At 62.7% G+C, this 19,439-nt stretch carries 14 protein-coding genes; 6 read left to right on the forward strand and 8 right to left on the reverse strand.

What is annotated here, in order from left to right; all coding sequences use genetic code 11:
* Positions 1 to 27: 27 nt before the first annotated feature.
* From EI969_RS05065 to EI969_RS05080, 4 genes are read right to left on the reverse strand one after another with little or no spacing between them, the layout of a single operon-like run.
* Positions 28 to 822, reverse strand: a complete 795-nt coding sequence (locus EI969_RS05065) for an amino acid ABC transporter ATP-binding protein (RefSeq protein ID WP_160386207.1) — start codon at positions 820 to 822, stop codon at positions 28 to 30.
* Positions 819 to 1,481 carry an amino acid ABC transporter permease gene (locus EI969_RS05070; RefSeq protein ID WP_150716876.1) on the reverse strand — a complete coding sequence of 221 codons (663 nt, stop codon included), beginning with the start codon at positions 1,479 to 1,481 and terminating at the stop codon, positions 819 to 821. The genes EI969_RS05065 and EI969_RS05070 overlap by 4 nt, the downstream gene beginning before the upstream one ends.
* Before the next feature lie 9 nt (positions 1,482 to 1,490).
* Positions 1,491 to 2,153, reverse strand: coding sequence for an amino acid ABC transporter permease (locus tag EI969_RS05075; RefSeq protein ID WP_109636084.1), 663 nt, complete (start codon positions 2,151 to 2,153; stop codon positions 1,491 to 1,493).
* Positions 2,154 to 2,200: 47 nt separating this feature from the next.
* Complete coding sequence (locus EI969_RS05080) at positions 2,201 to 3,049, reverse strand: transporter substrate-binding domain-containing protein (RefSeq protein ID WP_160386208.1); 849 nt, start codon at positions 3,047 to 3,049, stop codon at positions 2,201 to 2,203.
* A gap of 370 nt (positions 3,050 to 3,419) precedes the next feature.
* Here EI969_RS05080 and wecB point away from each other — a divergent pair, with 370 nt between their 5' ends.
* The 5 genes from wecB to EI969_RS05105 are packed head-to-tail and all read left to right on the forward strand — an operon-like array spanning position 3,420 to position 11,850.
* Complete coding sequence (gene wecB / locus EI969_RS05085) at positions 3,420 to 4,574, forward strand: non-hydrolyzing UDP-N-acetylglucosamine 2-epimerase (protein WP_160386209.1); 1,155 nt, start codon at positions 3,420 to 3,422, stop codon at positions 4,572 to 4,574.
* Positions 4,571 to 6,745, forward strand: coding sequence for a cyclic di-3',5'-guanylate-activated glycosyltransferase NrfB (gene nrfB / locus EI969_RS05090; RefSeq protein ID WP_160386210.1), 2,175 nt, complete (start codon positions 4,571 to 4,573; stop codon positions 6,743 to 6,745). Before wecB ends, nrfB begins: the two co-directional genes overlap by 4 nt.
* Complete coding sequence (locus EI969_RS05095) at positions 6,742 to 9,906, forward strand: phage receptor (RefSeq protein ID WP_160386211.1); 3,165 nt, start codon at positions 6,742 to 6,744, stop codon at positions 9,904 to 9,906. Before nrfB ends, EI969_RS05095 begins: the two co-directional genes overlap by 4 nt.
* Positions 9,906 to 10,784 (forward strand): DUF4434 family protein, encoded by an 879-nt coding sequence (locus EI969_RS05100; RefSeq protein ID WP_160386212.1) that lies wholly within the window; start codon positions 9,906 to 9,908, stop codon positions 10,782 to 10,784. Before EI969_RS05095 ends, EI969_RS05100 begins: the two co-directional genes overlap by 1 nt.
* A complete protein-coding gene (locus EI969_RS05105; RefSeq protein ID WP_160386213.1) occupies positions 10,768 to 11,850 on the forward strand; it encodes a GGDEF domain-containing protein in 1,083 nt (360 codons plus the stop codon). The genes EI969_RS05100 and EI969_RS05105 overlap by 17 nt, the downstream gene beginning before the upstream one ends.
* Before the next feature lie 72 nt (positions 11,851 to 11,922).
* On the opposite strand, the gene EI969_RS05110 is transcribed toward EI969_RS05105, so the two are convergent.
* Positions 11,923 to 12,327: a MerR family transcriptional regulator gene (locus tag EI969_RS05110; RefSeq protein WP_160386214.1), complete on the reverse strand. Its 405-nt coding sequence runs from the start codon at positions 12,325 to 12,327 to the stop codon at positions 11,923 to 11,925.
* Between the two features lie 76 nt (positions 12,328 to 12,403).
* Here EI969_RS05110 and EI969_RS05115 point away from each other — a divergent pair, with 76 nt between their 5' ends.
* Entirely contained in the window at positions 12,404 to 13,627 is a 1,224-nt protein-coding gene (locus EI969_RS05115) for an NADH:flavin oxidoreductase/NADH oxidase family protein (protein WP_160386215.1), read from the forward strand.
* A 145-nt stretch (positions 13,628 to 13,772) separates the two neighbouring features.
* Here EI969_RS05115 and EI969_RS05120 read toward each other — a convergent pair whose 3' ends face one another.
* From EI969_RS05120 to cobN, 3 genes are all read right to left on the reverse strand, one after another.
* Positions 13,773 to 14,318 carry a VWA domain-containing protein gene (locus EI969_RS05120; protein ID WP_178120558.1) on the reverse strand — a complete coding sequence of 182 codons (546 nt, stop codon included), beginning with the start codon at positions 14,316 to 14,318 and terminating at the stop codon, positions 13,773 to 13,775.
* 119 nt (positions 14,319 to 14,437) lie between these two features.
* Positions 14,438 to 15,445 carry an ATP-binding protein gene (locus EI969_RS05125; protein WP_160386216.1) on the reverse strand — a complete coding sequence of 336 codons (1,008 nt, stop codon included), beginning with the start codon at positions 15,443 to 15,445 and terminating at the stop codon, positions 14,438 to 14,440.
* A gap of 151 nt (positions 15,446 to 15,596) precedes the next feature.
* Complete coding sequence (gene cobN, locus EI969_RS05130; protein WP_160386217.1) at positions 15,597 to 19,439, reverse strand: cobaltochelatase subunit CobN; 3,843 nt, start codon at positions 19,437 to 19,439, stop codon at positions 15,597 to 15,599.

The following is a 19,439-nucleotide window of genomic DNA, read 5'->3' on the forward strand; positions in this document are numbered from 1 at the left end:
TGTTTCTCCTGATTGAAAATTGAAGGATCAAAAACGCGTGTTCTTGAGAAATTCCGCCAGACGCGGCGATTGCGGGCGCTCGAACAGCGCCTTGGGTGGCCCCTGCTCTTCGATGCGCCCCTGATTCATGAAAACGATCTTGTCCGAAACCTCGAAGGCAAAGCGCATTTCGTGGGTCACCAGCAGCATGGTCATGCCGTCTTCGGCCAGGCCCTTGATCACGCTCAACACTTCGCCGACCAGTTCCGGGTCCAGCGCCGAGGTCACTTCGTCGAACAGCATCAGGCTGGGGTTCATCGCGATCGCCCGGGCAATCGCCACGCGCTGCTGCTGGCCGCCGGACAACTGACCGGGAAAGTGGTCACGCCGTTCCAGCAGGCCGACGCGCTCCAGCCATTTCTCGGCCAGGGCCACCGCCTCGTCCTTGTGCAGTTTCTTGACCTTGAGCAGGCCCAGGGTGACGTTCTGCAAGGCGGTCAGGTGCGGAAACAGGTTGAACTGCTGGAACGCCATGCCGGTCATGGCGCGATGGCGGGCGATGACTTTTTCCGGATGGCGTATGCGCTTGCCGTTGACCTCGTCGTAACCGATGGATTCGCCATCGAGCAGGATCTGCCCGCCCTGGAACTCTTCGAGCATGTTCACGCAGCGCAGCAAGGTGGTCTTGCCCGAGCCGCTGGAGCCGATCAACGTCACCACGTTGCCGCGTTGCAGGGTCAGGTCGACGCCCTTGAGCACCTCGAGCTGGTCGTAACGCTTGTGCAGGCCGCGAATATCCAGCAACGGTTGGCCGTCTTGTGCATGGGTTTGAGTCTGAGTCATGGCAAAGCCACCCGCTTTTCAATGTGCCGGCCGAGTAACTCGATGCCGTAGTTGATGACGAAGAACAGGAAACCGGCGAACAGGTAAAACTCCAGGGTCATGAACGTCCGGGCAATGATCTGCTGGGTACTGAGCAGCAATTCCGCCACGCCGATCACCGACAACAGGGTCGAGGCCTTGACGATCTCGGTCGACGAATTGACCCAGGTCGGCAGGATCTGCCGCAACGCCTGGGGCAACAGCACATAACCCAGGGCCTGGTAGAACGTCAGGCCGATGGCCTTGCTCGCTTCCATCTGCCCGCGCGGCAATGCCTGCAGGGCACCGCGCACGATCTCGGCGACGTGGGAACCGCAGAACAGCGTCAAACCCAGCGCACCGGCCTGGAACGCACTGATCTGCCAGCCCAGTGCCGGCGCCATGTAGAAGCACGCCAACACCAGCACGAACACCGGCGTGCCGCGAATCACATCGACATAAAAACGAAACGGCGCGCGCATCCAGAACTTGCCGTAGGTCAGCACCAGACCGGTGACGACGCCAAGCAGCGTGCCGAGCAGAATCGCCAGCACCGACACCTGGACACTGGTCAGGAAGCCTTGCAGCAGCACTTCGCGCGCGACCCATAATTCATGCAACCAACTGGGGGATTCGTACATGGGGAGCTCCTATCGGCGAATCGCCAGACGCTGTTCGAGGTAACGCAGCATCATGGCAATCAGGTAACAGGCCGCCACATAGAGCGCCGTGGTCACCATCCAGGTTTCAATCACCCGGTAGCTTTCGACATTGATCTTGCGCGCGTAATAGGTCAGCTCCGGCACGGCGATCGCGGCCGCCAGCGAGGTGTCCTTGAACAACGAAATGAAGTTGTTCGACAGCGCCGGCAAGACATTGCGCAGCATTACCGGCACGGTGACGTAGGCCTTGACCTGCCACTCGCCCAGACCAATGGCCAGGCCGGCTTCGCGCTGGCCCTTGGGAATGCTCAGCAAACCGCCGCGGAACACTTCGGTCAGGTAGGCCCCGGCGTACAGCGACAGGGTGATGATGAACGAAGGAATCTTGTCCAGACGGATCCCCAGGCTCGGCAACGCAAAGTAGATCAACAGAATCAACACCAGGATCGGCGTGTTACGAATCACCGTGACATACACCGACGCCAGCACCCGCAATGCGCGGTGCTTCGACAACAAAGCAAACGCCATCATCAGGCCGATCACGCAGCCGATGGCGATCGACACCAGGGCCAGTTCAAGGCCCAGGCCGAGCCCCGCCAACAAGGTGTCGAAATCGCGCCACACGGCGGCAAAGTTCAACTGATAGTTCATGGTCAGCAGTACCTTGAGCGGGGCGCGCACGCCCCGCTCTCACGGGGTCATTTGAATTCGACGGGGAAACCGATCGCTGGCGACGGCAGGTCTACGCCGAACCACTGCTTGAACGACGCCGCGTAAGTCGGGAACTCCACGCCGGTCATGGCTTCATGCAGGGTGGTGTTGACGAAGTTCAGCCAGTCCTGATCGCCGCGCTTGACCGCGCAGGCATAGGTCTGTGGGCTCCAGGCGTAGGCCGGGCTGCGATAACGGCCAGGGTTCTGCACCATCAGGTATTTCACCGAAGACTGGTCGGTGGCTGCCGCGTCGGCGCGGCCGGAGTTCACGGCCTGGTACATGAGGTCCACGCTGTCGTACTGATCAACCTTGGCCTTGGGCAGCGCCTGGTGCACCAGCTCTTCGGCATAGACGTTCTGCAGCACCGCCACGGTCAGGCCATCGCCGGCGGCGTTCATGTCATCGACTTCCTTGTACTTGCTGTTCGCCGGCAGCAGCAGGCCGACACCTTCACGGTAGTACGGCAGGGTAAACGCCACTTGCTGGGCGCGGCTGGCCGTCACGGTGATGAACTGGCAACTGATGTCGACCTTGTCGGTCAGCAGGTTGGGAATCCGCGCATCGGACGACTGCACCACGTACTCGACCTTGCTCGGGTCGTTGAACAGCCCCTTGGCAATCATGTGCCCGATATCGATATCGAAACCCTGCAACTTGCCATCCGCACCCTGGAAGTGCCACGGCGCGTTGGTGCTGCCGGTGCCCACAATCAGTTTGCCGCGGGACAGAACGCTGTCGAGCTTGCTGTCCGCCGCCTGGGCCACGCCCATGGCAGCGGCTGAAGCTGCGAAAAGAACAACACACGCTTTGAACAAGGAAGGTCGGCGATGCATGGCAAGCACTCCAGGGTGATGTTTATTCCGCTATACCGGAACGTGGTATGTAACAACGGAATAGACAGCAGAAAGTGTGCCACAGGATGTGAAGGGAATGGGAGGGGGATTGAAATTTGTTTTGAATCAGAGGGATGCGTGCAGACAGAAAAAAGCGTTACCAAACGCACGGACTGTCAGGCGCTACCGTTGGCTACAGGAGGCGGGTATCTGGTTCACAACCGGGCGCCCATTGCCCCATTCCAGGCAAGACCTGCGAGCCAGTGCAGTTCATTGGACAACCCCCCATCCGACTGCTTTATTCATTGTTCAAGTGATAACCGGTCTTAACAGCCGCGTCGCTTCGGCGTGCGCAGCCCCAGGAGGGTTCATGTCATTCAAAGTCATGATGGTTTTCGGCACACGTCCGGAGGCCATCAAGATGGCGCCGCTGGCTCGGGTCCTGCGTAACTGGCCCGGTATCGATCTGAACATCTGCTCCACCGGCCAGCACCGGGAAATGCTCAAGCAAGTGCTCGACTCTTTCGAATTGGTGGTCGACGAAGACTTGCAGGTGATGACCCAGGGCCAGACCCTCAATGGCCTCTCGGAACAACTGCTGGGGCATCTCGACAAAGCCTACGAACGAGTGCAGCCGGATATCGTGTTGGTGCACGGCGACACCACCACCAGCTTCATTGCCGCCCTCGCCGCCTTCAATCGCCAGATACCCATCGGCCATGTCGAGGCCGGCTTGCGTACCGGCAATTTGCGCGCACCCTGGCCGGAGGAAGCCAACCGGCACCTGACCGGCGTTATCGCCGACCTGCATTTTGCACCGACCACCAAGAGCGAAGACAACCTGCTGCGCGAAGGTGTGCCCAAGGCCAATATCGAAGTGACCGGCAATACCGTGATCGACGCCCTGGTATGGATGCGCGACCACCAACAGGCGAGCCAGTGGCACCCGGCCAGTGACTCGCCACTTGCCGTGCTCGACGACAGCCGGCGCATGGTGCTGATCACCGGGCACCGGCGGGAAAATTTCGGCGGTGGCTTCCGCAATATCTGCCTGGCGTTGGCCACCCTCGCCCAGCGCTATCCCGACGTGCAGTTCGTCTACCCGGTGCACCTCAACCCGCAGGTGCAAAACGCGGTGTACAGCGTGCTGTCGGACAAGCCCAACATCTATCTGGTGGCACCGCAGGACTACCAGCATTTCGTCTGGCTGATGGGGCGTGCGTACTTCATCCTCAGCGATTCCGGCGGCATCCAGGAGGAAGCCCCGGCCATCGGCAAACCGCTGCTGGTGCTGCGCGATGTCACGGAGCGGCCATCGGTGCTCGAAGGCGGAACGGTGCTGCTGGTGGGCACCGACACCGACCGGATCGTCAAGGAGTCCTGCCTGTTGCTCGATGACCAGGCCACGTTCCAGCGCATGAGTCGTATCCATAGCCCGTACGGCGACGGCCACGCCAGCGAACGGATCGCCAATCGTCTCGGCGTCTGGCTCAAACATCGCGCGGCCTCGGGAAAAGCCGTATGAGCCTGGAGCTGGTCGATTTTTTTGCCTACGTGCTGTTCGGACTCAAATACCTCGCGATTATCCTCGCCCTGCTGATGTTCATTCTCGGGCTCGATGACCTGTTCATCGACCTGGTGTACTGGACCCGCAAACTGATCCGGCGCTGGCGGATCTATGAAAAATTCGAGCGCGCCGATGAAGAGCGGCTGTACACCATCGGCGAAAAACCCCTGGCGATCATGGTGCCCGCGTGGAACGAAGTCGGCGTGGTCGGTGAAATGGCGCGCCTGGCCGCCTCGACCATCGATTACGAGAACTACCAGATTTTCGTCGGCACCTACCCCAACGACGCCGAGACCCAGGCCGACGTCGATGCCGTTTGCCTGCACTATCCCAACGTGCACAAGGTGGTATGCGCCCGCCCCGGCCCGACCAGCAAGGCCGACTGCCTGAACAACGTGATCGACGCCATCCTGCGTTTTGAAAGCGATGCAAAGATCCAGTTCGCCGGCTTCATCCTGCACGATGCCGAGGACGTGATTTCGCCCATGGAGTTGCGCCTGTTCAACTACCTGCTGCCGGCCAAGGACCTGATCCAGATTCCGGTCTACCCCTACGCGCCGGAATGGAAAGGCTTCACCGCCGGGCACTACGTCGACGAGTTCGCCGAGAACCATGGCAAGGACGTCATCGTGCGCGAAGCGCTGACCGGGCAAGTGCCCAGCGCCGGCGTCGGCACCTGCTTCAGCCGCAAGGCGATCAGTGCCCTGCTCGAGGACGGTGACGGTATCGCCTTCGACGTGCAGAGCCTGACCGAAGACTACGACATCGGTTTTCGCCTCAAGCAAAAAGGCATGAAGTGCATCTTCGCCCGCTATTCGGTGACCGATCCGAAATTGGCGCTGGAGCAGCCCTGGGTGTTCGGCATGAACCGCGCTTTCTCCCAGGTGATCTGCGTGCGCGAGCACTTTCCCCGAGACTTGCAGCACGCGATCCGGCAGAAGTCGCGCTGGATCGTCGGCATCGTGTTCCAGGGCACCAAGAACCTCGGCTGGAGCCCCAAGGGCCTGCTCAATTATTTCCTGTGGCGCGACCGTCGCGGCTTGATTGCGTACCTGCTGAGTTTCCTCGTCAATCTACTGTTCGTGGTGCTGTTGGCAATGTGGCTGGTGACGGTGATTTCACCGAACGCCTGGCGTTATCCGTCGATCCTTGCCGGCAGTTCGCTGCTGACGACCTTGCTCTGGCTCAATGGCCTGATGCTGCTCAATCGGTTGTTCCAGCGCGGCTGGTTCGTCACCCGCTATTACGGTCTGGTCGAAGGGCTGCTGTCCGCCCCGCGAATGATGTGGAGCAACTTCGTCAACTTCTTCGCCAACCTGCGCGCGCTGCGTCAGGTCATGGAGATGGGCGACTCACGTCGCGTGGCCTGGGACAAGACCACCCACGAATTCCCCGCCTTGACCCAGGCCCAGCGCACCCCGCTCGGGCATCGACTGGTGGAAAAAGGTTTGCTGAGTGAAGACCAGCTGGAAGCGGCGGTGACCAACCCTGTGCGTCGGCGCCTGGGTCGTGAACTGCTGCTGCGCGGGCACATCGACACCACGCAGCTTGTGCAAGAGCTGGCAGAACAACTGGACCTGGAGTGGGCACCGCTGAATCCGTTCAAACTCGACAAGCACCTGATCGCTGCAGTACCCCGCAAGATTGCCACGCACTACGGTGTGCTGCCGGTTGCCGAAGAAGGCGACACCCTGGTGCTGGCGTCCGAAGGCCCGGTGAGCCAGGTGTCCCTCGGCGCCATCAGCCGTCAACTGAAGCGCCCGGTGCGTTGCCGCCTTGCGCCACAAGGCCGGGTGACGCTGGGGATCCGCTACTGGTACGCCAGCCCTCGTCAAAGCGAAGAAGTCCATCGGATGCTCGAGGTGCTTGAGCAGCATCAGGACGACGAAGACCTGATCGAGCGCGTCAGCCACCACCAGGTGCTGCTGGGCAATCTGTTGCAAGTACGCGGCATGGTGCCGCCAACCCTGTTCAATCAGGCGTTGATCGATTTCGATGCGGAAAAAATGTCACTGGGCGAACACTTGATAGAACGCGGCATGATCACTCGGGAAATCCTCGAACAAGCCCTGGCCGATCAGGCCAGCGAACAACAGGCGGCTTACCGCATTGCCCGGGAGGTCGCATGACAGCCGGCCACCGCTACACCCTTTTACTGGGCAGCCTGCTGCTGAGCCTGAGTTCGGCCACTGCTGTGCACGCCGAACCGCTGACCGAGTTCGAGCAGTTTCGCAGTTATCCCTACATGGACCGCAGTTACCGTGAGGCGAAAAAAGGCAACTGGGGCGAAGTCGAAAAGTTGATGCGTCACCTGCTGAGCAAGGTGCCGAACAACGATGAAGCGCGGGCGCTGCTGGTGCAATCACTGGCCAGGCAACGGCGCTACAAGGAAGCCGTGCAGGCGCTGCCCGACAATTCGGCCAACAGCGACGCGCTGCTCAACCTGCGCCTGACCTGGATCGAACAGGACCCGCCCGGCAGCGACCAGGTGGAACAGTGGATCGCCACCAGTAACCTCAATCAGCGCATCCGTTTGTGGCAGGCCTACAGCCTGAGCCTGGCCAAATTCGGCGGCGCGGCGCGTGCCCATGACTGGCTGGCGCACCTGGCGCCCAAGGGCGATGAACGCATCCTGCACCTGGCCCGGGCCAACTGGTCCGAGCAGTTGCGCGACTGGAACGGCACCATAGAGCAATTGGCTCCGCTTGCCGCGAAGAACCAGCTCGACGCGCAAGGCTGGGAACGATTGGCCAACGCCTACGTGCAACGCCTCGACGAGCAACCCTTGCAGCAATTGCTACTAACAGCGCCCAGTCCGCAGGCCGCGCGCAAGGCTCGCCTGGCCATGGTCGACCGGGCGATCGCCATGGGTCACACCCAGCAGGCGCAACGCTGGATGCAATCGCTGCCGCCCGCCGACCTTGCCGATCCGACGCAACGCCAGCGTCTGTGGGAACTGGCGCGGCAAACCGGTGACAGCGCCACGGTGCAACGCTTGAGCGCCGAGTTGCAGCGGCCGTGCCTGGAGACCGCCGACTGGCTGTCGCGCCTTGATCCGCAAGCGGCGCTGACCCAGTTGAAAGGTTGTCAGCCCGAAGAAAATCCGCAAACGTGGCTGGTCCTCGCCCAGCGCCTGCAAGCCACCGACCTGCTGCAAGCGACCCGTCTGCCAGAGCCTTGGGACACGCGACGTCGCGAACAGTTGCTCGACGTCTGGCAGGGTGAAGGCCGCAGCGACAAAATCATGGCCTACCTCGCCAGCCAGCCGCAGACCGCCGACGTGGTCAAGCGTCGCGCTGAACTGCTCCAGGCATCGGATCACGATACCGAAGCGGCGGCATTCTGGGAGCGGCATTACCAGCAGACCGGCAACCTCAACTCGCTTGATCAGGCGACCTACCTGGCGCTGAAAGCCGGCCAGCGGGAACATGCGCAACAGTTGCTCGAGAACGCCTACGACCGCCACGGCGGCAAGCTGCCGACGCCCCTGCTGCAACGGTTGGCGGGGTTGTATGCCGCATCGACACCGACCGCGGCACAACAGCAACGCATCGCTTCACTGCTCAACCGCGTCGATCCCGCCACCCGTGGACAACTGCTGGCGCAATTGGCGGAAAACGGCCAGTGCGGCGCGGTTCAACAGGCGATTGGCGATCATCCGCAAGCAGCGGGTGATTACCGCGCCCTCGGTCGCTGTGCAATGCCGGAGCGCCCCGGCGAAGCGGTGGTGTACTACCAGACCGCCGAAAAAATGGGTGACCAGAACACTCGCCTGCCACTCGCCTACGCCCTGGAAGCGTCCGGAGACTCGGCCGGTGCCCTGGCCATCTGGCGCAGCATTCCAGACGCCGAACTCAGCGACAATGCCCGCCTCACTGCCAGCCGTGGCGCCCTGAACATCGGCGACACGCAAACGGCCGAACGCTACTGGCAACAAAGCCGCACCCGTGGTGCCAATGAGTGGACGTTGGGCGCGGCGATTGCCGATGCCCGGGGCGATCACGCGCTCGCACTGCAACGCCAGCGTTCCGCCTTGCAACTGGCGCCGGATGCCGAACATTACTACGCGGCTTCGGTCACGGCGCAAAAGGCCGGCGAGCTGCAACAAAGTACCGAATGGCTGGCCGAGGCCGTGCGTCGCGATCCGGTCAACCCCCGTTATCGCGCCGACTACGGCGTGCGCCTGGCCGGTGCCGAGACCAAGGCGGAACGTGCCCGCGCCATCCCGTACCTGCAACGAGCCACCCAGGACTTCCCGGAAGACTATCGCCTCGGCGAAACCCTGGCCTGGCGGTATGACGAGGTCGAGGACAGCGCCTCGGCGCGCAAGGAACTGGAACGCGTGATCGACCTGGAACAAAACCCGGTCGCGGCCGACGACGAGGACGGCAGCATGGAAGCCCGGCGCTATCGCCAGCGGCGCGCCCATGAATCCCTGTCCCGGCGCGATACCCTGACCTTCGCCAGTACCTGGTCGCCGGCCGGGGTGTCGACCAACGACTTCGTGCGGCCCGACGAAAGCACCGGTACTCGACGGCGCACGACCTCGCAGAACGTGCAACTGGCCATGTGGGACCATGCGCTCGGCGAAGAACCGAGCCGCGCTGGCAGTTCGCTGTCGGCCTACGGACGGGTGCTGCTCGGCGGCCAGAGTCGCTCCAGTTATGCAGAGTCCGTCGCCACCGGCGTAGGCCTGCGCTACAAGCCCTGGGGTACGGCCAACATCAACTTCTACGGCGAGGTCTACAAGCAAAGCCAGTTCAATGATCAGGACAACCACGGCTTGAGCCTCGGCCAGATGCTGATCCCCGACAAGGTCAACGACCAGGCTGAGGATCATCGTGAGGATGGGCACACCACTACTGACTACCTCCTGCGCGCTACGGCGTCGTTCCTCGACCAGGGGCGTTATCGCAACGACTGGCGCGTCGACGAAAGCGATTGGGAAGAACGTTTTCTCTATCTCGACGCGGCGTGGTGGACCAAGGCCGGCGACCATCAATGGTTGTCGCGTTTCCAGCAAGGGCACACCTGGAAACTGCCGTTCAACAGCGCACAAACGCTCATGCCGTACGGCTTTCTCGAGTTTGCCAGCCAGGACCCGAGCAACGACTGGCGCCAGGACCTGCGCACCGGCCTGGGCCTGCGCTGGCAATGGTGGTTCAACGACAATGTCTACAACGCCTATCGCGCGCACCTGACGGTCCGCACCGAGTATCAGCAATCATTGGGCGGCAATCTGTATGAAGGCGCCAATGGCGTGCTGCTGGGCGTGGAGTTGAATTTCTGATGAGACGACTATTACTGGCCTTGTGCGTGCTGCTGGGCGGCGTGACGGCCCATGCCGACGAGCGGATTTTCTATCAGCCACTCAATGCCGATGCCAACCTGAGCCAGGCGCAATGGCAGCGCATCTGGCAGGACACCGCCCGCCAAGGCGCGCACACGGTGATCGTGCAATGGACGGCCTACGGCGACTCCGACTTCGGCGGCGCCAATGGCTGGCTCGCCGGCAGCCTCAAACTGGCCCGGGCCCAAGGCCTGAATCTGGTACTGGGGCTGCGCATGGACCCGGCCTATTACCAGCGCATCAATGAACTGGACAGCGCCGGGCTGGCAACCTACTGGCAGACGCAACTGGGGCAGTCGCTGGCCCGCCAGCAGACACTGCGCAAAGAGTGGAAACTCCCGGTCAGCGGCTGGTACCTGCCCATGGAGCTGGATGACCTGCACTTTCTGCCGCTCGATCGCCGGCAAACGCTGCAACGCCAGCTCAAGGACTTTTCCGCCAGGCTCGACGCGCCGCTGCACATCAGCGTGTTCAACGTCGGCAAACTTGCGCCACAGGTCAATGGCCAGTGGCTGGGCGAATTGGCCAACGCGGGGATTCAGGTGTGGTGGCAGGACGGCGCCGGCACCGGGCGATTGCCACTGCTGGTTCGCAACGGCTATGCCGATGCACTGCCCTGCTCCATCGGTATCGTCAGGGAAGCGTTCCGGCAAACCAGCACGGCCGGGCAACCCTTCCGTGCCGAACCGATGCCCCCGCAAACCGCATCGCCGGGTTGCCACCCGACGTCGGTTTTCTCCCTGCGCTACCGACCCTGGGGTAAGGTGATTCTCGACAACCAGCACAGCAGCAAGGTCGGCGATGTACAAAACCATTGAAGATGAAGTGCTGAAGAAATCGGCGCCGGCCAAGCTCAAGGCCGAATTTCTCCAGCATGAATTTGATCGGCTACGCACCTTTTGCGTACTGATCTACATCGCCAGCATTGCCGTCTGGATTGCCTACGACCTGATCCTCAGTTTCATCGGCGGACAGCCAATCACCTGGCGTTCGCTGGTGTTTGTCGGTGTTGTTTCGATTCTCGTCATCATCCTGCGGTTGATCCGCGATGCCCGGCATTTCCAGAAGCTGAACCTGCTGTTTGTATTCGCCATGGCTCTCGGCACGCGACTGCTGACCGACGGCCTGTCCGGCGATCACCAACCCGCCTGGCTGTTGCTGGCGGCGTCGACCACCCTGTTCACCGCCTCGGTACTGCCGCTGAGTCGCTGGTCATTCTTTGCCGCGCAGATCATCACCTGGTCGTTCCTCAACCCCTTCTACAACACGGGTATCGAAAACATGGAGCTGAGGGGGGTGATGGCCGGCAGTTACTCGACATTCATCTGCGGCCTGACCATCTACAGCTTCCTGACGTTGCGCAAGGCCAAGCTCTACAACTTCATCATGTCCAAGCTGTTGCTGGACCAGGCCTACATCGACGCGCTCACGGAAATCCCCAATCGCCGCTCGTTCATGACCCGCGCCAACCAGCAGTTGAACACTGTGCCGCGGGAAAACGACCACTACCTGGCGATGGTCGATATCGACAACTTCAAGAAGGTCAACGACGTCTACGGCCATGACATTGGCGACGAGGTGCTCAAGCGCATCGCCCAGGACATCAAGTCGGTGATGTCTGACTACGAATATGCGCGGTTGGGTGGCGAGGAGTTCGCGATCTACCTGGCCGGCGTGCGCCACGAAGACGTCGAGGCGCTGGCAGGCGAGTTGTGTCGAGTGGTGCGCGAGCACCCCACCAGGCACCCGGTGACCATCAGCATCGGCCTGGCCCGGGTGCTCGACGGCGACACGTTGAACCAGGCGCTGGTCAAGGCCGATGAAGCCTTGTATGAGTCAAAACATACCGGGAAGGATCGGTATACGTTTTATCGCCAGGCTTGAGTTATCGGGCGTCCATCAGGCCGCCATCGCGAGCAGGCTTGCTCCCACCCAAGTGCCGTGTCCCTGCCCGGCCTAGTGCTTGAATGACGTCATCAGCCTTTGCGCATTTTCATCGCAGCTCATGCCTTCGGGTTTGGTCTCGATAGAGTCGATCCACCCCAGCAACTGCGCCTTGCTATGGGCCAGGTGCCGTTGCATCTCTTCGATCTGCTCGACCTTGCGGTGCAGGCCGGCCATCAACTCATCGTGCTTGAAGGCACCCGTCACATTGTCCGGCAGTAACTGCTTGAGTTCATCCAGGCTGAAACCGGCCTGTTGTGCGCACTGGATGAGCTGCAGGGTTTGCAGCGCCTGTTGCGAGTAACGTCGATAACCGTTGGCAGAACGCTCGACCTGCCGGATCAATCCCTGAGACTCGTAAAAGCGGATGCGCGAGGCGGTCAACCCGCTCAACTGCGCCAATTCACCGATCTTCATAGCGCTCTCATCTTCCCGCTTGACATTAAAGTTAACTTTAAGCTTAGCCTCTGCTCATCACTACGAGGAGTCAAGCATGTCGCCCTTTCAAGCGTTGAATTTGCCCAACGGCCAGACCATCGGCAACCGCATTGCCAAGGCCGCGATGGAGGAGAACCTCGCCAACACCGATCAGGTGCCCGACCAGGCACTGTTGCGCCTGTATCAGGCCTGGGCCGAGGGCGAAGCCGGCTTGTTGCTGACCGGCAATGTGATGATCGACCGCCGCGCCATGACCGGGCCTGGTGGCGTCGCGCTGGAGGACGAGCGACACCTGGAGCGTTTCCGCCAGTGGGCCAGTGTCGGTCGCGCCGGCGGTGCGCAGTTCTGGGTGCAGCTCAACCACCCTGGCCGCCAGACCATGGCCAACCTCGGCCAGCAAGCGTTGGCGCCGTCGGCGGTCGCGCTGGATCTCGGTCAGTTCTCGAAGATGTTCGCCGAGCCCAAACCGATGAGCGAGGACGACATCCAGGAAGTGATCCGACGCTTCGCCACCAGCGCCGCACTGGCGGAAAAAGCCGGTTTCACCGGAGTGCAGATCCACGCCGCCCACGGCTACCTGATCAGCCAGTTCCTGTCGCCGCTGACCAATCGGCGCACCGATCAATGGGGCGGATCCCTGGAAAATCGTGCGCGTTTGCTGTTGTCCGTCGTCGCGGCGGTCCGTCAGGTGGTGTCGCCGCAATTTTGTGTGTCGGTAAAGCTCAACTCGGCGGATTTCCAGCGCGGGGGGTTCGACGCCGACGATGCACGGCAGGTGATCCAGTGGCTCAACGAACAAGCGATCGACCTGCTGGAGCTTTCCGGTGGCAGTTACGAAGCACCGGCCATGCAAGGCGAAGCGCGCGATGGCCGGACCCTGGCGCGCGAAGCGTACTTTCTGGAAATGGCCGGTGAGCTGGCCAGCGTGGCGCGGATGCCGGTGATGGTGACCGGCGGGATCCGGCGCTTGGCAATCGTCCAGCAGGTCCTCGACAGTGGCCTCGCCATGGCCGGCATCGGCACCGCGCTGGCCGTGGAGCCGCACTTGGTCAGGCATTGGCGTGAAGGCCGGGACAGTCACCCGCAACTGCCGCCGATCCGCTGGAAGCGCAAGCCTCTGGCGGCGCTGGCGAGCATGGCGGTGGTCAAGTTCCAGCTGCAGCGCTTGAGCCGTGGGCGCAAGACCCGACCTGATGTCTCGGCGTTGTGGGCGTTGATTCTCGACCGGTTGTACATCGGCAAGCGTACCCGGCAGTACCGGCAGGCGATGGGCAAGTAGCCCGAAAGTGATGTTGACTGTCCCACCGCTATCGCGGGCAAGCCCGCTCCCACAGGTTTCGCGCTGAACACAAATTTTGTGTAAATCACCAACCACTGTGGGAGCGGGCTTGCCCGCGATGAGGCCAGCACAGACAAAACGGATCTCAGCCAGGCAACAGCTCATCAATATGCCGATACTCAGCCTGCAATTGCGCCGCCAACACCTTGCTGCGCCCCAGCCGGATCGGCCCGCGCTCGATGTCGATCAACAACCCCGGACAATCCAGCGTCGGCAACAGCGGCCAGTCCTTGAGCCTTCCATCGGTCACCAGCAACAACCGCTGCTGCTCCGCCGGAAAACGCTTTTGCCGCAGCGCAAGCCACTGCCCCGCTTCGCTCAAGGCCGCCAGCAACGGCGTGCCGCCACCGGCGCCAAGGTCATCGAGCCAATGGCGCAGCCCCGTCGAAGCCTTCAACCCCTGCACCTGCCACCTGGGTGCAGCACCGCTGGCCGTGAGCAAGGCCAGCCGGGCTCGCTGGCGATAGGCATCATCGAACAACTGCGCCAGCAAACCCTTGGCATCGCTCAACGCCTGATGACGACGGGTCGATGCGGAGGCATCTACGATCAGCAGCCACAGTTCATGGGGTGAACGGGTACGCAGGTGAAACAACAGATCGTCGCGCTGACGCGGCCGGCCCTTGAGCAATGTGCCGGGCCAATTGACCGAGCCACTGCGAGCGGCGTGTCGCTTGCCCTGTTTGCCATGGTCCAGCCGCCCGGCCCGGGGTCTGGCATTCGCCCCCGCGTCACAGCGAGAGCGAATGCCTAGGGCTTTTTTGGCCAGCTCGGCACTTCACGTCGTGCGCCGACCGGCAGCGCCTGGGCAGGTAGTTCGCCCCATTGGCCCTGCCCTTCACTCGGGTTGGCGTTTTGCGGCGCAGAGGGTTGCGGCGCGTGGGATTGTTGAGGTGCCGGTGGTGAATGCTCGCGACGACGATGGCGCAAGGCGAACTCGGCGACGGCGTCGATATCCTCCTCGGCGATTGCGTTCACCCCGCGCCAGGCGGCGTGCGCCCGGGCGGCGCGCAGCCAGACCAGGTCGGCGCGCAAACCATCGACACCGGCGGCGAAGCAGCGCTCGGTAATCTGCGCCAGCGCCTGGTCGTCGAGAGGAATGCTTGCCAGTGCATTGCGTGCGTTCTGGCAACGTTCGCGCAGAGCAGCCTGCGCCGATTCCCATGCAGCGCAGAAGCCTTGCGGATCAGTGTCGAAATCCAGGCGACGGCGAATGATCTGGCCACGTTCGGTCGGCACGGTGTGGCCACCCAGGGCGACGTTCAAGCCGAAGCGGTCGAGCAGTTGCGGGCGCAGTTCACCCTCTTCCGGGTTCATGGTGCCGATCAGCACGAACTTCGCCGGGTGCCGATGGGAAATGCCGTCACGCTCGACCAGATTGGTGCCGCTGGCGGCGACGTCGAGCAGCAGGTCTACAAGGTGATCAGGCAACAGGTTGACCTCGTCGACGTAGAGTACGCCGCCGTCAGCCTTGGCCAGCACACCGGGAGAAAACTGTGCACGACCTTCGCCCAGCGCCGCGTCGAGGTCGAGGGTGCCGACCAGGCGCTCCTCGGTGGCGCCCAAAGGCAGGGTGACGAACTGACCGCTGGCCAGCAGGTCCGCCAGGCCTCGGGCCAGGGTCGACTTGGCCATGCCCCGGGGGCCTTCGATCAGCACACCGCCGATCTTCGGGTCGATGGCGGTCAGGTACAGGGCCAGCTTCAACTCGTCGGCGCCGACCACGGCGGAAAGCGGGAAGTGCGGGGTGTCGGTCATGGTTTTATCTCAGTCATGGTCGGTGGTCTCACAGGCGCCCCAATCTCTGTGGGAGCGAGCTTGCTCGCGATGGCGGAATGTCAGGCAACATTTTTGTCGACTGAATGAATGTCATCGCGGGCAAGCCCGCTCCCACAGGGTCTGTGGCGCATCAGCCGTCTTCCTCTATGTCCAGCAACAGATTCTCCAGCGCCTCGCGGTACTCGCCGGGCTCCTTCCACATCCCGCGCTGTTGCGCCTCGAGCATGCGTTCGGTCATGTCGCGCAAGGCATGGGGATTGTGTTCGCGAACAAAATCCCGAGTGTGCGGGTCGAGCAAATAGGCATCGGCCAGCAAGGCGTACTGGTGATCGTCGATCAACTGCGTGGTGGCGTCGAAAGCGAACAGATTATCGACTGTCGCGGCCATTTCGAATGCACCTTTGTAGCCGTGACGCTTGACGCCTTCGAGCCACTTCGGATTGGCGGCGCGGGAGCGGATGACCCGGTTCAGCTCTTCCTTCAAGGTGCGAATCTTCGGCAGGTCCGGCTGACTGTGGTCGCCATGATAGCTGGCCGCCGCCTCGCCCCTGAGGCTTTCCACCGCCGCGAGCATGCCGCCCTGGAACTGGTAGTAATCGTTGGAATCGAGCAAGTCGTGCTCGCGGTTGTCCTGATTTTGCAGCACCGCCTGCACCTGGCTCAGGCGCTGGCTGAACTGTTCACGAGCGGCAGTGCCCTCGTCGGAGCCGCCGTAAGCGTAGCCGCCCCAGTTGAGGTACACCTCGGCCAGATCCTCGCGGGTTTGCCACAGCCGACCGTCGATGGCGCCCTGCACACCCGCGCCGTAGGCACCGGGCTTGGCGCCGAAAATCCGCCAGCCGGCCTGACGTCGCGCCGCGTCTTCATCAAGCCCCGCCTGCAGCAAGGCGGCACGCTCGGCGCGGACCTTGGCTGCCAATGGGTTGAGGTCGTCCGGCTCGTCGAGGTCGGCCACCGCCTGCACTGCCGCGTCGAACAGGCGAATCAGATTGGCAAAGGCATCACGGAAGAAACCGGACACCCGCAAGGTCACGTCCACCCGCGGACGGTCGAGCAGGCTCAACGGCAGAATCTCGAAGTCATCGACCCGCTGGCTGCCGGTGGCCCAGACCGGACGCACGCCCATCAGCGCCATGGCCTGGGCGATGTCATCGCCGCCGGTGCGCATGGTCGCGGTGCCCCACACCGACAGGCCGAGCTGGCGCAAATGATCGCCGTGGTCTTGCAGGTGCCGCTCCAGAATCAGGTTGGCCGACTGGAAACCGATACGCCACGCCGTGGTGGTCGGCAGGTTGCGCACGTCCACCGAGTAGAAGTTGCGCCCGGTGGGCAGCACGTCCAGCCGCCCGCGACTCGGCGCGCCGCTGGGACCGGCCGGGACGAAACGCCCGCCGAGGGCATCGAGCAAGCCGCGCATTTCCGCGGGACCGCAGGCGTCCAGGCGCGGAGCGACCACTTCGCGCAGATTGTCGATGATGGCTTGTACCTCAGACCAACCCGCCCCCTGTAGGAGCGAGCCTGCTCGCGATGGTGTGTCAGTTGACATCAATGTGGCTGACACTCCATCGCGAGCAGGCTCGCTCCCACAGGGGGCGACCCATGCCTGCGAGATCAGTTGGGTGGCAAATAATTCCAGGCGCTCGCGGGTATCACCCGCCGTACGCCAGGTGTCATCGCTGATCAGCAAAAGCGGTTCGGGACGCGGTCCGGTCCAGGGCTCGGCCAGCGCGCAATCGAGCGGGTCGAACCCCAGCCCGAAAGCCTTGGCCAGTGCCCGCAGCAGGCTCGATTGCGCCCCTCGGCCATCGCCCCTTGGAATGCGCAACAACGCCAGCAAGGTGTCGATGCGCAAACGCCCGGTGGGCGATTCGCCGAACACATGCAGGCCATCGCGGATCTGCGACTCTTTCAAGTCGCACAGGTAGGTGTCGAGTCGCGGCAACCAGATCGCCGCGTCTGCATCGCTGTCGAGCTGTTCGTCCAGCTGCAGCTCACGGTCGATGTGGGTATCGCGCACCAGTTGCAGGATGTCGCGCTGCAACTCTCGGGCGCGGCGCGGATCAAGCAGTTGCGCTTCGTAATATTCGTCCGCCAACAGTTCGAGGTTACGCAGCGGGCCGTAGGTTTCGGCGCGGGTCAGCGGCGGCATCAGGTGATCGATGATCACCGCCTGGGTACGCCGCTTGGCCTGGGCGCCCTCGCCCGGGTCGTTGACGATGAACGGATAGATATTCGGCAGCGGCCCGAGCAGTGCATCCGGCCAGCAGTTTTCCGACAGCCCCACGCCCTTGCCCGGCAGCCATTCGAGGTTGCCGTGCTTGCCGACGTGGATCACGCCGTGGGCGCCATAGGTGTTGCGCAACCAGAAATAGAACGCCAGGTAGCCGTGGGGCGGCACCAGGTCCGGGTCGTGATACACCGCGCTCTGATCGACCTGATAACCCCGCGCCGGCTGAATGCCGACGAAAGTCAGGCCAAAGCGCAGGCCGGCGATCATCATTCGTCCGCTGCGGCACATCGGGTCGTTTTCCGGTGCGCCCCAACGCTCCAGCACCGCTGCGCGATTGGCTTCGGGCAACGCCTCGAACATCTTCAAATATTCATCCATTGCCAGACTCTGCTGGCATGGACGCTGGTCGAGGGTCTCGAGATCATTGCTGACGCCGCCGAGCAACTGCTGGATCAACGCAGTGCCGCTGTCCGGCAATCGGGCCGGCAACGGATAACCTTCGGCCTGCAGCGCCCGCAGGATATTCAGCGCGGCGGCCGGAGTGTCGAGGCCCACTCCATTACCGATGCGTCCATCGCGGGTCGGGTAGTTGGCGAGAATCAGGGCGATGCGTTTATCCGCATTGGGCACCCGCGCCAGCTCGACCCAGCGCCGCGCCAGTTCGGCAACGAAATCCATGCGTTCCGGTTGTGGCCGGTAGCAGACCACATCCGACTGACTGCGCTCACTGCGCCACGCCAGGTCCTTGAAGCTGATCGGACGGCTGATGATGCGTCCGTCCAGTTCCGGCAAGGCAATGTGCATCGCCAGGTCGCGAGGGCCAAGCCCCTGTTCACTGGCGCGCCAACCCGGTTCGTTGTCCTGGGCGCAAATCGCCTGGATCACCGGGATATTGCGGCGAAACGGCCGCAGATGAGGGGCTTCCGGACTGGATTGAGCGAAGCCGGTGGTATTCAGAATCACTGAAACTTCGACTTCATCCAGCCAATCCTCGACCACCGAGAGGCAGCCGGGTTCTTTCAAACTGGCCAGCGCAATCGGCAGTGGATTCAACCCCGCCGCCTGCAAACGCTGGCAAAAAACATCAATGAACGCAGTGTTCGCCGCCTGCAAATGCGAGCGGTAAAACAGCACCGCCGCCACCGGCTGATCGGCGTACCAGTCGGCCTGCCAGTCGCTCAGTGCGCCAGAGTGTTTGTGCGGATGGTAGATCGCCGTGCGTGGCAGGGTTTGCGGCTCGCCCCAGGTGTAATCACGGGCCAGCCAGCGGTTGGCCAGACAGCGGAAGAAATCCAGGGCGTTGCCCATGCCGCCCTGGCGCAGAAACTGCCAGAGCCGGTCGCGATCCTCGGCGCCGACGGTGCTCAGGTCACTGAGCTCCGGGTCCGGACGATCATCGCCCGGTACCAGGATGACCTGCACGCCGCGCTGCGACAGCTCGACCAGTCGTTCGATGCCGTAACGCCAATAGGCGATGCCGCCGTGCAGCGAGATCAGGATCACCTTGGCGTGACGCAGCACTTCATCGACGTACAAGTCGACCGAGGCATGGTTCTGCACCTGCATCGGGTTGGCCAGGCGCACGCTCGGGTAATCCTCGGGCAACTGCTGCGCCGCTTCGGCGAGCAGCGCCAGGCTGGAATCGCCGCTGCACAGGACCACCAGCTCGGCGGGGGTTTGTCCAAGGTCGGCAATGTTGTCATCCGACACGAAACCGCCGGGCTGGGTCCTGAGCAGGTGCAT

This window comes from Pseudomonas sp. PB101 (genome assembly GCF_009764265.1).
In the GTDB taxonomy this organism is placed as follows: Bacteria; Pseudomonadota; Gammaproteobacteria; order Pseudomonadales; family Pseudomonadaceae; genus Aquipseudomonas.